This window comes from Dongia sp., from assembly GCF_041909655.1.
Lineage (GTDB): Bacteria > Pseudomonadota > Alphaproteobacteria > Dongiales > Dongiaceae > Dongia.
Window position 1 is genome coordinate 263419 of sequence record NZ_JAYRDA010000003.1, and the last position, 14582, is coordinate 278000.

The 14582-nt window shown below is 61.8% G+C and carries 12 protein-coding genes; 5 read left to right on the plus strand and 7 right to left on the minus strand.

What is annotated here, in order from left to right:
• Positions 1-72: 72 nt before the first annotated feature.
• From dnaK to dapB, 4 genes are all read left to right on the plus strand, one after another.
• Positions 73-2004 (plus strand): molecular chaperone DnaK, encoded by a 1932-nt coding sequence (gene dnaK / locus ACE3PR_RS07450; protein ID WP_374369947.1) that lies wholly within the window; start codon positions 73-75, stop codon positions 2002-2004.
• Between the two features lie 174 nt (positions 2005-2178).
• Positions 2179-3321 carry a molecular chaperone DnaJ gene (dnaJ, locus tag ACE3PR_RS07455; protein ID WP_374370763.1) on the plus strand — a complete coding sequence of 381 codons (1143 nt, stop codon included), beginning with the start codon at positions 2179-2181 and terminating at the stop codon, positions 3319-3321.
• A 150-nt stretch (positions 3322-3471) separates the two neighbouring features.
• Positions 3472-4974 carry an ATP-binding protein gene (locus tag ACE3PR_RS07460; protein WP_374369950.1) on the plus strand — a complete coding sequence of 501 codons (1503 nt, stop codon included), beginning with the start codon at positions 3472-3474 and terminating at the stop codon, positions 4972-4974.
• Between the two features lie 384 nt (positions 4975-5358).
• The gene (dapB, locus tag ACE3PR_RS07465; RefSeq protein WP_374370765.1) at positions 5359-6180 is read left to right on the plus strand and encodes a 4-hydroxy-tetrahydrodipicolinate reductase; all 822 of its coding nucleotides are present in this window, start codon (positions 5359-5361) and stop codon (positions 6178-6180) included.
• Between the two features lie 4 nt (positions 6181-6184).
• On the opposite strand, the gene ACE3PR_RS07470 is transcribed toward dapB, so the two are convergent.
• Together ACE3PR_RS07470 and ACE3PR_RS07475 are read right to left on the minus strand one after the other, a co-directional pair.
• Positions 6185-7093: a DMT family transporter gene (locus tag ACE3PR_RS07470; RefSeq protein ID WP_374369953.1), complete on the minus strand. Its 909-nt coding sequence runs from the start codon at positions 7091-7093 to the stop codon at positions 6185-6187.
• Positions 7094-7110: 17 nt separating this feature from the next.
• On the minus strand, positions 7111-7647 hold the full coding sequence (locus ACE3PR_RS07475; RefSeq protein WP_374369956.1) for a DUF2244 domain-containing protein: 537 nt from the start codon (positions 7645-7647) through the stop codon (positions 7111-7113).
• Positions 7648-7740: 93 nt separating this feature from the next.
• Between ACE3PR_RS07475 and nth the strand changes: the two genes are divergently transcribed.
• Positions 7741-8376, plus strand: a complete 636-nt coding sequence (gene nth, locus ACE3PR_RS07480; protein ID WP_374369959.1) for an endonuclease III — start codon at positions 7741-7743, stop codon at positions 8374-8376.
• A gap of 12 nt (positions 8377-8388) precedes the next feature.
• Here nth and ACE3PR_RS07485 read toward each other — a convergent pair whose 3' ends face one another.
• The 5 genes from ACE3PR_RS07485 to ACE3PR_RS07505 form a co-directional block, all read right to left on the minus strand.
• Complete coding sequence (locus ACE3PR_RS07485; RefSeq protein ID WP_374369962.1) at positions 8389-9306, minus strand: hypothetical protein; 918 nt, start codon at positions 9304-9306, stop codon at positions 8389-8391.
• Positions 9303-10304 carry a hypothetical protein gene (locus ACE3PR_RS07490; protein ID WP_374369965.1) on the minus strand — a complete coding sequence of 334 codons (1002 nt, stop codon included), beginning with the start codon at positions 10302-10304 and terminating at the stop codon, positions 9303-9305. Before ACE3PR_RS07490 ends, ACE3PR_RS07485 begins: the two co-directional genes overlap by 4 nt.
• 42 nt (positions 10305-10346) lie before the next feature.
• A complete protein-coding gene (locus tag ACE3PR_RS07495; protein WP_374369968.1) occupies positions 10347-12557 on the minus strand; it encodes a hypothetical protein in 2211 nt (736 codons plus the stop codon).
• Positions 12558-12698: 141 nt separating this feature from the next.
• Positions 12699-13544 (minus strand): pyridoxal kinase, encoded by an 846-nt coding sequence (gene pdxY / locus ACE3PR_RS07500; protein WP_374369971.1) that lies wholly within the window; start codon positions 13542-13544, stop codon positions 12699-12701.
• 97 nt (positions 13545-13641) lie between these two features.
• Positions 13642-14388, minus strand: coding sequence for an SDR family oxidoreductase (locus tag ACE3PR_RS07505; protein ID WP_374369974.1), 747 nt, complete (start codon positions 14386-14388; stop codon positions 13642-13644).
• Between the last annotated feature and the right edge of the window lie 194 nt (positions 14389-14582).

Sequence of the window (14582 nt, forward strand, 5' to 3'; positions counted from 1 at the left end):
CGATCAGCCCTGACCGGGTGCTTCAATGCGAAGGCCCATCAACGGGATCTGCCGCAAGAAAGGATGAAGACCATGGCCAAAGTTATCGGCATCGATCTCGGCACGACCAATTCCTGCGTCGCCGTGATGGAAGGCAAGGACGTTAAAGTCATCGAGAATTCGGAAGGTGCGCGTACCACCCCCTCGATGGTCGCATTCACCGATTCCGGCGAGCGCCTGGTCGGCCAGGCCGCCAAGCGCCAAGCGGTCACCAATCCGGAAAACACCCTCTTCGCGATCAAGCGCCTGATCGGCCGCCGCTTCGAGGATCCGACCACCAAGAAAGACATCGACCTCGTCCCCTACAAGATCGTCTCGGGCGACAATGGCGATGCCTGGGTCAATTCCCACGGCAAGAATTACAGCCCCAGCCAGATTTCTGCTTTCATCCTCGGCAAGATGAAGGAAACGGCGGAAGCCTATCTGGGCGAAAAGGTCACCCAGGCAGTCATCACCGTCCCGGCCTACTTCAATGACAGCCAGCGCCAGGCCACCAAGGATGCCGGCAAGATCGCCGGTCTTGAGGTGCTCCGCATCATCAACGAGCCGACGGCGGCTGCGTTGGCTTACGGCATGGACAAGAAGAATGGCGGCGTCATCGCGGTCTATGACCTTGGCGGCGGCACCTTCGACGTCTCGGTGCTGGAAATCGGCGACGGCGTCTTCGAGGTGAAGTCGACCAATGGCGACACCTTCCTCGGCGGCGAAGATTTCGATGCCCGCATCATCGATTACCTGGCCGAAGAGTTCAAAAAAGAGAACGGCATCGATCTCAAGAAAGACAAGCTTGCTCTGCAGCGCCTCAAGGAAGCTGCGGAAAAGGCCAAGATCGAGCTCTCCTCCGCGATGCAGACCGAAGTCAATCTGCCCTTCATCACGGCGGACCAGACCGGGCCGAAGCATCTCATCATCAAGCTGACCCGCGCCAAGCTCGAAGCCATCGTCGACGATCTCATCGAGCGCACGATGGAGCCCTGCCGCAAGGCGTTGAAAGACGCCGGCCTCAAGGCCTCCGACATCCAGGAAGTGATCCTCGTGGGCGGCATGACCCGCATGCCCAAGATCATGGAAAAGGTGAAGGAATTCTTCGGCCGCGAGCCGAATCGTTCGGTGAACCCGGATGAAGTCGTGGCGATCGGTGCTGCGATCCAGGGCGGTGTCTTGAAGGGCGACGTCAAGGACGTGCTGCTGCTCGACGTCACCCCGCTTTCGCTCGGCATTGAAACCCTGGGTGGTGTGTTTACGCGCTTGATCGACCGCAACACCACGATCCCGACCAAGAAGTCCCAGGTCTTCTCGACCGCCGAGGACGGCCAGACCGCGGTCACCATCCGCGTCTTCCAGGGCGAGCGTGAAATGGCGGCGGACAACAAGCTGCTGGGGCAATTCGATCTGGTGGGCCTGCCGGCCGCACCCCGCGGCGTGCCGCAGATCGAGGTCACCTTCGACATCGACGCCAACGGCATCGTCAACGTCTCGGCCAAGGACAAGGCCACGGGCAAGGAGCAGCAGATCCGCATCCAGGCCTCGGGCGGTCTCTCGGATGCCGACATCGACAAGATGGTCAAGGATGCCGAGGCCCATAAGGCCGAGGACGAGAAGAGGAAGAAGCTGGTCGAAGCCCGCAACCAGGCCGATGCCCTCGTGCACAATGCCGAGAAGCAGGTGAAGGATGCAGGCGACAAGGTCTCGGGCGAAGACAAGGCCCTGGTCGAAACCGCGGTTGCCGATTTGAAGGCCGTCAAGGATGGCGAGGATGTCGAGGCGATCGAGGCCAAGACCCAGGCCCTCACCCAGGCCCTGATGAAGGTCGGCGAAGCGCTCTACAAGGCCCAGGCCGCCGAAGGTGGTGCACCGGAATCCGATGCCGGCGAAGCCCCGGGTGCCGGTGCCTCGGCCAATGACGAAAAGGTGGTCGACGCCGATTTCGAAGAAGTCGACGACCGCAAGGGCAAGAGCGCCTGATCGCGTGATCACGCCGTGCTGATACCACGGGCATAGCAAGTGCTGACGAGGTCGGGTCGGGTGTCTGCTTGATACCTGTCCCGACCTCGGCTTTTATGCGCGGGGCGCGTTTTTCGCACCCGGGCAAGTTTTCAGCTGGGCAAGTTTTCATCAGACCGAATTGCAGACGATTGCATCATGAAGCGCGATTACTACGAGACGCTGGGGGTTGAAAAAGGCGCCAATGCCGAGGTCTTGAAAAAGGCCTATCGCAAGCTCGCCATGCAATATCATCCCGATCGCAATCCGGGCGATCACGAGGCCGAAGCCAAGTTCAAGGAACTGAACGAGGCTTATGATGTCCTCAAGGACGATCAGAAGCGCGCCGCCTATGACCGCTTCGGCCATGCCGCCTTCGAAAATGGCGGTGGCGGCGGTTTCCGCAACGGCCAGGCGGGCGGCTTCAACGCCTCGGGCTTTGCCGACATCTTCGACGAAATGTTCGGCGATTTCATGGGTGGCGGCCGGCGCGGCCAGGCCCGCGGCCGTGGCTCGGATCTCCGCTTCAACATGGAGATCAGCCTCGAAGAGGCCTATGGCGGCAAGCAGACCACGATCCGCGTCCCCAGTTCGGTCATGTGCGAGGATTGCGAAGGCTCGGGCGGCGAGAAGGGCACCAAGCCGATCACCTGTCCAGCCTGCCATGGCCACGGCAAGGTCCGGGCGACCCAGGGCTTCTTTACCATCGAGCGTAGTTGCCAGCATTGCGGCGGCGCCGGCAAGGTGATCGAAAAGCCCTGCAAGACCTGCCATGGCAGCGGCCGCACGGCCAAGGAAAAGACCCTGCAGGTCAACATTCCAGCGGGTGTCGAGGAAGGCACCCGCATCCGCCTCGCAGGCGAAGGCGAGGCCGGCATGATGTCCGCTCCCGCGGGCGATCTTTATATTTTCCTCTCGATCAAGCCGCATCGCTTGTTCGAGCGCGACGGCGCCAATATCCACTGCCATGTGCCGATCGCGATGAGTATCGCGGCGCTGGGCGGCCAGATCGAAATACCCACCATCGATGGCGGCCGCGCCAAGGTTTCGGTGCCGGCGGGGGCCCAGACCGGCCAGCAATTCCGATTGAAGGGCAAGGGCATGTCGGTCCTGCGCTCACCGGCCCGTGGCGACATGTATGTCGAACTGGTCGTGGAAACCCCGGTCAATCTCAGCAAGAAGCAAAAAGAATTGCTGCAGCAATTCGAGGCCGAGGGCAAAAAGCACGGCAATCATTCCCCGCAGAGCGAAGGCTTTTTCGCCCGCGTTAAGGAATTTTTCGACAACGCCCGCGAATAGCAGGGTTAACGCCTACCCGCGTGGTCGGATTCCGCATCTAGGCGCTTGACGCCGGGGGCCTGCTCGTCCTTCCTTTCGCATCAACCGATGATGGCGTTATGGGGCGTCGTCATGGGTCGTGCCCCTTGGGGGTCGCGTGGGGGAAACGGCATGACCAAAGTAACCGGATTGCCGGTCGATCGAATGAAGACGGCTTTGTGGGTCTTCGACATCGACCGCTCGCGGGTGGCCTGGGCGAACCGCGCCGCCCTGAAGATCTGGCGCGCGGAATCGCTGGACGAACTCATGGCGCGCGACATGGGTTCCGACATGTCGCCGGCCGTGGCGGCGCGTCTCAAGCAATACCAGGAAGATTTCATCGCCCGCGATGCCAGCTTCTCCGAAGTCTGGACCATCTATCCCCAGGGCGAACCTCGCGCCATCGACGTGGTCTTCAGCGGCGTACGCCTTGAGGATGGGCGTATGGCGATGCTGTGCGAGGCGATCGCCGAATTCAGCGAGACGCCGGAATCCCTGCGCAGTGCCGAGGCCTTGCTGCACACCTCGGTCATGATCACCCTTTATGATCCCGATGGCCGCGCACTTTACCGAAACCCGGCCGCGCGTGCCGCGGCGCTGGGTGTGGATGACGGCATCGTCACCAGCTTTGCCGCGCGCTTTGTCGACAAGGCGGATTATCAGCGTCTCATCGGCACTCTTACCGAGGCCGGCCAGGCCCGGCAGCTTGCCCGCATGCAGACCGCCCATGGCCAGCGCTGGCACGAGATCACCGCGCGCGCCTGCCGCGATGCCGTCACCGGCGCGCCCGCGCTGCTGGTCAGCGAGACCGACGCGACCGAGGCCATGAATTATCAGGCCGAGCTTGAGGAAAGCCGCGCCAAACTTGAGGAGCAGGCGCAAGAATTGCGCGAATTGCACCGTGCCGCGGAATCCGCCAGCCGGGCGAAATCGCAATTCCTCGCGCATATGAGCCACGAATTGCGCACGCCCTTGAATGCCATCATCGGCTTTTCCGACGTGACGCGGCAGGGCACTTTCGGGCCGGTCGAGCCGCCGCGTTACCGTGATTACGCCCAGCTCATTCATGAAAGCGGTCGTCTGCTGCTCGACCTCATCAACGACATCCTCGACATTTCCAAGATCGAGGCCGGCAAGTTCGAATTGCGCCCCGAACTTATCGAAGCGCAGGCGCTGGTCGAGGCCAGCAGCCGCCTGGTCTCCGGCATGGCGAAGGAAGCGGGCGTCAAGCTCGTGACCGATATCGACGGCGGAATCGAGACGCTTTACGGGGATGCGCGGGCCATCAAGCAGATCATCATCAACTTGCTCTCCAATGCGGTGAAGTTCACGCCGACAGGCGGCCGCATCGACCTCACCATCCAGCCGGGTCCGGATGGGGCCAGCGCCATCACCGTCCGGGATAATGGTATCGGCATGGATCCGGAGGAGATCGGCCGGGCCCTCGATCCGTTCCGGCAGATCGATTCCTCGGTCGCCAGCAATCATCGCGGCAGCGGTCTCGGCCTCGCTTTGGTCAAAAATCTGGTCGAGATCCATGGCGGCACCCTCGACATCATCAGCCGCCGGAGCGAGGGCACCTCTGTGACCGCGGTCCTACCACCAGCGCCGGAAGCGGGCCTCGGCATCCAATAGCCGCAAATTTCAAGCGGTTATGGGTTGGAATATCCGGCAAGCCCTGTTGCCCCCATTGCGCAACGTCGTCTAGATTTCATTCCAGCGACGTTCCAGGGGGTGAAAGTGGCGGGAAAAACACAGACCAAGCGGCCGAAACCCAAGGCCGCGCCGGCACCGGCAGCAAAGCCTGCGGCCAAGGGCGGAGCCACCGCCAAGGCCGTGGCGCAGAAGCCTAAGGTATTGCCGAAGAACGTAAAACCCGTCGCCAAGGTCAGCCCGCCGCCGGCCAAACCAACCCCCGCGCCGGCCTCTAAGGCAGCACCAGCGCCTAAAGCAGCACCGAAGTCGGCGCCCAAACCCGCCCCCAGCGGCCTGAAGCCGAAACGGCCAGTGAACGGCGCCATCCGCGTCGGAGTCGCGGGTTGTGCCGGTCGTATGGGCCAGATGTTGCTGAAAACCCTGGCCGCGGTGCCGGGCGTCCTGGTGGTCGGCGGGTCCGAACGCCGCGGCTCGCCAGCTCTCGGCATGGATCTGGGCGCCCTTGCCGGAACCGAACCCTTCGGGATCACGGTTGGCGACGATGCCTCGGTTCTCTTCGAGAATGCCGATGTGGTGATTGACTTCACCAACCCCTCCGCCACCGCCCAGCATGCCGGCTATGCCGCGCGGACGGGGGCGGCCCATGTCATCGGCACGACCGGTCTCGATTCCGAACAGGTGGCGGCGGTGACGCGCGCCGCCCAGCGGGCACCCATCGTGCTCGCCGCCAACATGTCCCTGGGCGTCAACCTCCTCGAACAGGTGGTCGAACAGGTTGCCCGCATCCTCGATACCGAATGGGATGTCGAGATCGTCGAAATGCATCACCGTCACAAGGTCGACGCCCCTTCCGGCACCGCCCTCATCCTGGGCGAGGCGGCGGCGCGCGGCCGCGGCGTGGCGCTGCGCCGTGTGGCCAAGCGCAGCCGCGACGGCCAGGTCGGCCCCCGCGTCAAGGGCGAGATCGGCTTTGCCGCCTTGCGCGGCGGCGACGTGGTGGGCGATCACACCGTCCTCTTCGCGGCCGATGGTGAACGGGTCGAGATCACCCACAAGGCCTCCTCGCGCGAAATCTTCGCGCGCGGTGCGGTGAAAGCGGTGCTCTGGGCCGCCGGCAAGCCACCGGGGCTCTATTCGATGAAGGACGTGCTGGGCTTCAGCGTCGCAAAACCGGCTGCCGATTGAGACTCTAGCCGCGCCGCAAGCGTGGCAAAGCGAGCCCGGTCAGAATCAGCGCCAGCGCGATCACGGCATTGGCGCCGGGCACTTCCGCATAGCCGAAATAGCCCCAGCCCAGTCCCATCACCGGCACCAGGAAATTGTTGGTGGCGGCGAAACTCGCCCCGGCCCGGCGCATCAGGGTGAAGAACAGCCAATTGCCGAAGGCGGTCGACAGCAGGCCCAGCCAGAACGCGGCGAAGATCGCCGAGCCGCTGGGCGTCAGCTCCCAGGGCCGGTCGACGATCAGGGCGATCGGCAAAATGACGACCAGGCCGAGGGCCAGGATGATGCCGACCGTCATCTCGGCTCCCATCTGCGGCAGGCGCCGCGCATTGACGCCGTAGAGCGAATAGCTGAGGCAGCCGCCGATGATGGCGAGCTGCCCGATCACCTGGGCACCCAAGCCATTGAGCGCGTCGATACCGACCAGCACGATGACGCCCGCCATGCCGCAGAGAACGCCCGCCACCTTGAGGAGCGAGAGTTTCTCGTCCTGGGTCATGAGATGGGCGAGGACCACGACCAGGAGCGGAATGGTCGCCATCAGGATCGCCGCCAATTGCGAGGTGGTGAATTGCTCGCCCCAGCCAATGAGGAAGAAGGGCAGCGAATTGCCGATGATACCGAGGAAGGTCAGCCGCGCCCACAAGGCCCATCCGCGCGGCCAAGCCTGCCCGCGCCAGCGTGCCAGCCCCACCAGGATCACGGCCCCCATGGCGATGCGCAGGGTGGCCAGCGTCATCGGCGGCAGGCCGTTATCGACCGCCACCTTGATGAACAGGAACGAGGATCCCCAGACCAGTGCCAGGAGCGAGAGCAGGGCAAACTCGGCAAGTCCGGGCGATCGGATGGCCGGCGGAGCGCTGGGATGGGTCATGAATGGCTGCGATCTGGTCAGGCTGTCTGGGTGAGGTGATCGCCCTTGCGGTAACGGCCGAGGACCGCTTCCAGCTCGGTCGCGAAGCTGCGTCTTTCCGGGGCCGAAAGAAAGGCGCCGATCTCGATCGCCTTGCCATGGGAGCCGAGATAAAGGCTGCTATCCGGTTCATCGCCGCGCTGCAGGATGACGCGCAGCCAATAGGGCTGCAGCGAGATCGCCGAAAAGCGCCCCTTGGCATCGACCCGTTCCAGCACCAGCCGGTCGGCATAAAGGCGCAAACGCTCGGCGCGCCGGTCGCCGCGCAGATGGCGCGAAAAGAGATACCAGAACAGCAGCCATTCGGCGCCGATGAAGCCGAAAATCGGCCAGGCGCCGATCACCAGGAAGGTGAGGGCGTAAAGCCCCATGATGATGGCGGTCCCGGCGATGAGGATGGTATAGCCGCGCCTTCCCATCGACCGGTGCGGATAGAGAATCGCCTCGAAGACCGGCAAATCGGGCGTTTGCGGTTGGGGTACAACAATCGGCTCTTTGGGTACGCTTAGCAGCATGCTTTCGTTCCTCGAGAGCCTCAGTATAGTCTCTCGCACGTTCCCGACAACGGGCCAGCCAGCCGGATCTCCCCCCAAAACCACAGGCCAGCCATGCTGAAGCGCGACCAGATCGAAACCTTTTTCACACGCCTCCAGGCGGCCAATCCGGAACCCAAGGGCGAGCTCAACTACGTCAATCCCTATACCTTGCTGGTGGCCGTGGTCCTCTCCGCCCAGGCGACCGATGTCGGCGTCAACAAGGCCACCGCGAAGCTTTTCCAGATCGTGGACACACCGCAGAAGATGGTGAAACTGGGCGAGGCGAAGCTCAAGGAACACATCAAGACGATCGGCCTGTTCAACACCAAGGCCAAGAACGTCATCAAACTATCGGAAATCCTGGTCCGCGATTTCAAGGGCGAGGTGCCGCGGGACCGCGACATCCTGCAGACCCTTCCCGGTGTCGGCCGGAAGACCGCCAATGTCGTCCTCAACATCGCCTTCGGCGAACCCACCATCGCCGTGGACACGCATATCTTCCGCGTCTCCAACCGCACCGGCCTCGCCCCGGGCAAGGACGTGCTGAAAGTCGAAGCGGCCTTGGAAAAGCGCGTGCCCGACAAGTTCAAGCAGCATTGCCACCACTGGCTCATCCTGCACGGCCGCTATGTCTGCAAGGCCCGGAGTCCAGAATGCGCGCGATGCATCGTGCGGGATGTGTGTCAGTTCAAGGAGAAGACGGGGTGATGTGGCGCGGCGCTATCCTGCCGGCTTCTCGATTTCATCGGGCAGACGCTTGTCCAAGCCCTCATGAAACAATTTCCGCATAGCGGCGCGGTCGAGCTTCTTGATCAGTTTTGGGTCGGTATTGCGGCCATAGGACAGCCCCGCCTCGAGGCGCCACTTCTTCAGCATTAAAGGCGCCGGTCCGGTAAAGAGAACCCGGTTCCCCATCTGACTGGCGGGACCGGAATAAAGATGCTCTTCCAGGGCGCAGCGTCGTAGCCAGCGTTTGCTTGCCGACAATATGTTGAAAGTGTGAACCGGCTCCCCGGTCAGCACATCATACGCACAGGCCGTGGTTGCGCCCAGGCCGCGCAGGCAAAGCCTCACCAGAGCAACGAAGGCGACCATGTCTGGATCGTCGGCGTCGTGCAGCACTTCAAACCCGATACGGTTTCTATGGTGTTTGAGAAACCGAATCTCGGGAACCTTTCCAAGAGGCACACCTGTGATCTTTGCGATCACCTCACGGTTCGCGGTGGTAATTTCCTCGCTCATTCCGGTGCTGAAATAGACCGTGCGGCCGAAGCGCCGGAAGGTTTCCCGGTCGTCCTCATAGAGTTTGCGCTGCCGATTCCCGCCAACCAGTTGCTCGATCTCCCCGCTGGCCATATCCTCCGGCCAGGGGATCCGCAACGCTAGGCCGCAAGCTGGCAACCCACCTGCCAGATAAGGGTCTTCGTCGTAATGCCTTGCATCTTCCCAGAGCCTAATCGGCGCATCGATATAGCTCTCGCGGTTCAAGATCGGGCGAAAATGCACAGAGCGCGCGAACAGAACCATCTCCGGATGATGCTGCCGCATACGTTCGACAAATTCGTCGACATCGTCGAGAAAGTACCGACCGGCAATGTCGGTCCAGCGCATGCGGAGATGGGGATTGGAATAGGTCATGAAGATGCGTTGGTACTAAGATCACCAGCGTGCCCTCCGGCATCCGAATCGCGTTCCTGCATATACCGGAAAAAGGCTTCGCTCTTGAGGCGCCGGAGTTCTTTGAAGACCTCGTCAGGATATTTCTGCAGGCGATCTCGATGCCAAGCAGAATATTCTGGCAAAGTAATGCTGGGCGGGTTCTGGAGCTTGGGATCATCCCCCAGCCCGGCTTCCCGCCGCCACTTTCTCCGTTGCGCCGGCGTCGGGCCAATGCCGATCGGATGGCCGTTAACGGTGCCATGCTCGAGATAGAGGTAAAGCCCAGGTTCCATGGCGCAACGTTTCATGAAGGATTTGCTGGCGGGGTGAGCGTGCAGCATGAACAGGGCTTCACCAGTAACGCAGTCATAGTAGCAATAGGCGCTAGATCCCAGGCGGGTAATGATGCTTGTGATCGACTTGACGAAGGCAACGACCTCTTCGTCTTCGGTGTCATATGGGATTTCCATCTCGAAACCATCGCATTCTGCGAGGACCCGGATGTTCGATTTCGAATTCTCGCCTGTGCCCACGATCAATTCGTTCGGGAGATCCAGGATAATACCTGAATAGCAAATCGATGATCTCGGACCGAAATAAACCGTGCGTCCAAAGCGTCGAAAAGCTTCCGGAGAATCGTCAAAAGGTCGGCGATGCGGCCGACCGATCAAACGTTGCGGATTATTCGACGCAATCTCTTCCGGCCAAGGTACACGAACGGCGATTGGCTCGCCGCTCGTATACCCAAATCTAGAAGATGCCTTGATCCACGGTTGGAAGTGTTCGATCATATCCTCAATGAACGCTGGCCGGCCAACTTCTTGCCCCAGCTCATGGAAGTGATAGCGCTTGGGAAACAGGACCATCTGCGGATATAGTCGTCGTAATTCAAGCTGCAGCACCATTACGTCATCTTGAACAAGACGAGGCGCACGTTGCAGCCAGTTCATGCGAACGAAGGGATTCTTCCGTCCCATCGAAAACTCCAGTTGGATAGAAATGTAGCTTCCTAGCTAGTGTCACTCTTGTTCTGGGGTTGGCAAATCTGGATCGTTTTTTTCATCCAGCTTCACCAATCTGCTTTCGCCGATGAATTTGCAATCTTTGAAATCTTTGTCGAATCTATCTCGTAGTTTCTTCCGAATATACTTCCGCATTTGAGTGGGAGTTAGGTATCTCTTTTCCGCCATGTGGTAGATTGGCCCGTCACCCAGGATAGGCGTTCGATACTTGTTAAGCGTTGATATGCCATCAAAGACTTTGGTGAGCTGATTGCCAATATTTTTGTTCATGTCGACGAGAGCTCTCCATTCTCGCAGAATTTCCGTGAACCCATCTGGGCCAGAGGTTGTGGAGTTCCAATGAACTTCGGTCCAGCTTCTATCCCCATTTTGCCATCTAACCGTGCCATCTGGCTGACGACTGCCGAGGTTGCCCGTTCTATCTGGATCACCGATTCGCTTCTGTGGCTTGTCTCCGCCATATTGGTCGAAGTTTTTGCCCGGCTCTCGCGGGTCGGGTAGACAGCCCTTCTCTTGCGCGATCTCGATGAATTCTTCGCGGAAAATATTGTCCATAAGTGTCTTGTGTTCCCCTTGCTTGAACAAGGGGACGCCGCCAATCAGGATTTCGAAATCGGTCACCTCGGCCGCACGACTCTCCAGTACTCCGAGCGTTTCTGGTGATGGCGGCGCGAGGTCGCGGACTTGTTGTCCTTGCCCGGTGTTCGTGATAGGCGATTGCTGAAACTCCAGCGGAGCGGGTTCAGTACGAGAAGGGGCGCTATCCATAGGCTGAGATTCAGTCTCCCCCGGATACGGCGACATGATATTCGGATTGCCGTCTTCTTCGGCCCATCTGCGGGCGATCTCGGCGGCGTTGAGACCGCCCATTGCGGCGCTGGCGAGAGGGCCGAGCCGGCGGATATGGCCGCCGAGGCCGCGCATGCCCAGAAGCCCCCGTTGCAGCGCCTCGGTGGCACCATGTTGCGAGACCTGCGCCCAGGCGATGGTCGAGCCAACCAGAGCCTGAGCGAGTTCGTTGTTGAGCGCCTGTGCTGCCACATGAAGTGGCGCCCGGCCCCTGCGCGTTTCGGCGCTGATGGGGCTGCTCCCCGCGCCGTTGATGGCTTTGTGTGCGTTTTCGATCGCGGTTGCGACGTCGCGCAGATAGGCGGGGTTCGCCTTCGTGAGGTCGAGATCGAGGCCGACCGCCTCATATGCCTTTTCCAGCCCAGCCAGGATTTCCCGCTCTTCCCCGGTCAGTTCCTGACCCGCCTGGGTCTTTTCGACGGCCGCCACGATATGCGGCATGTCCTCGGCCAAGGCGGCGATGCGTTCGGCCGCTCGTTTGTTGAAAGTCAGTTCGTCGTCGCCGGAACTCTCACTCTCACCCTCTCCGGCCGCAACAGGTGCTGCTTGTGTCGGCTCATGCGATGCCCCATCGCGCGTCATGTAATGCTGGAGGATCTCCTCTTCTTCCGCCGGGTCGTTGTCATTGGCCGCGGCATCCGGAGCTGTGCCGGCTTGCTGCGCGCGCTTCTCCGCATGCTTGGCGCGGATCTTGAGAACGTCCTCCGCTTCACGCGTCGCATCGTTCTTGGCATAGATCCAGCCATCGGCATTGCGATAGAGCAGGTCGGATGTTTCCGGCTCCGATCCGGTCTCGACCATCAGCTTCCGCTCGAACATCTGCTTCAGCCGATCCTGGACCGGCATGGGAAGCGGGTCACCGAGATGGGCGTTCTTCGGATCGATCCGCGTTTTGATCATCTCGAGCAGAATCGCCGCGTTCTCAGGTGTGTCGACGCGGCTCGCGGCCTGCCCCAGGGGATGCTGCAAGGGCACCTTCTCGATCTCGACGAAACTCTCCAGGGGTGGCGCATCCTTGGCGTCGGGGTCGCCGATCTTTTTCAGATAGGTGCCGAAAGCGGCCCGGCCCTGCGCCGGGGTGGCAGCGATGTCTGGCGTGGCGTCATAGAGGCGGCCGCCGACTTCGAACTGGCTCTCGCGAACCTTCCGGCCGGTCTTGCGGAATTCCTCCTGATCGGCGAAGGGCGCCGGATGTGCCTTGGTCCAGAGCAGCGGGTTGATGCCCTGGTCATGAAGGTGTCGGGCAAGGTTGGCCTTATTGGCATATTCCTGTGTCGGCATGCCGGCGGGCGGTTGGGATGGTTGCTGGAGAGCCAAAGAAGACGCGGGAATCGGGCGGCGCGGTCGCTGCGAGGTCATGGTCGTATCTCCCCGAGTAAGGTTGGAATTACGTATAATAACGTAAAAAACGTCTCTCGGAAAGCAGAAAGTTCCTATTTTGTTCTATTCTGGGTGCAGGCGGTGACACTCGCCGCTAACATATTAAAGAAAATGCGAAATCTACCGCCCCAGCGCCGCTACCCAGCGGTCCTGGGTTTCGATGATCTTGAGCTCATCCGAACCGGTGGCTGCGGTTTCGCCGACGATGACCGCCATGGCGGCCACGGCGCAATCGAGCGAGGCCTGGAGATTGCGGTCGCGCAAATAGCGCGCGGTGAAGAGGGCGGTGAAGGCATCGCCGGTGCCTGAGGCGAAGATCGGGTGGCGCCTTGTGGTCGCCATGGCGATAGGGGCCGCGTCGTGACCATGCGCGCGAGTGAGGGCGAGGACCGCGAGCTCGTCCGGATGATCCGGATCCGGGATGCCGGTGCCGATGACGACCCGCGCGGAAGAACGCGCGGCCAAGGCATGAAGCGCCTCCACGGCCTGCGCGCGCGATTTCACCTCGCCGCCGGTGAGATGGCCGAGTTCATAGACATTGGGCGAGAGGATATCGGCGATGGGGACCAGGATCTTTGCCAGCGCCTCGGCCAAAGCCGGCTTCACATACATCGCCCCCTGGTCGCCGATCACGGGATCGCAGATGAAGAGCGCGTTGGGATTGGCGGCCTTTATCTCGGCCACGATCTCGGCCACCAAAGCCGCCGTCTCGGGCGCACCCAGATAGCCGGTGAGGATGGCATTGGCTTTCCCCAGCACGCCCAATTGCCGCAAGCCGTCGATGAGCTCGCGCACTTCGCCAGCGGGCAGGACGCGGCCCGTCACCGTCTTGTGGCCGAGATGGTTGGAAAAGACGACCGTCGGCGCCGCCCAGACGGGATGCCCCATCCGCTCCAGAATGAAACGCGAGGCCTGGTGGCCGACATGGCCGTAGACGACTTCGGACTGGATGGAAAGGATCGGCATGACGCGGTTTTGATCGTGTTCTGTTGCGGCCGGGCGAGCCTAGGCAATCAGGTGCCGGGGCGCAACGCGCATCATGTCTGGATACATCAGGCCCCCATCATCGTCCGCCGGTGACGTCGATAATGGCGCCGTTGATATAGGAGCTTTCGTCGGAAAGCAGGAAGAGGATGGTCCGGGCCACTTCCTCGGCGGTGCCGGGCCGGCCCAGGGGGACCATATTGGCGAGGCGGAAGGCGCGGTCGGGGGCGCCGCCGCTGGCATGGATCTCGGTATCGATGAGGCCGGGCCGGATCGCATTGACGCGGATGCCGCGCGGGCCAAGCTCCTTGGAAAGGCCGACAGTCATGGTGTCGATGGCGCCTTTGGAGCCGGCGTAATCGACATATTCGTTGGGCGAGCCCAGCCGCGCCGCCGCCGAAGAGAGGTTGACCAGCGACCCGCCTTTCCCGCCGCGATCGGTCGACAGGCGCCGCGCGGTCTCGCGGGCCACCAGATAGGCACCCAACACGTTGACGTTGAACATGCGAGTGAGGCGCTCGGCGCTCATATCGGCGAGCGGCGAGCCGGGGGCCACGATGCCGGCATTGTTGACGACACCGCTCAAAGGCCCGAAGGCCTTTTCCGTGGCATCGAACATGGCAATGACATCGGCTTCCTTGGCGACGTCGCCCAGGATGGGGACGGCCTTGCCGCCGGCTGCTTCCACCGCCGCGACGGTCGCCCGCGCCGCCTGCTCGTTGCCGGCATAATTGACGCCGACCGACCAGCCACGGCCCCCCGCCAGGATGGCCGCCGCGCGACCGATGCCGCGGCTGCCGCCGGTGATGAGAATGGTCTGGCTCATGAAATCCCCCGTCCCTTTGAATGCACTTATCCGGCACTCTCGCGGCTTTGCCCGGCGATGGCAATGCGGCTGGGACCGGCGAAATCGCAGGCGACATATGCAGCATTGTGTGGGGCGGCGGCGATATGCCTGACGGCATCTGGGCGCGCGTGTGACCTTTGACCCCGCTACTGTGCGCGCCGTCACACCTGGCC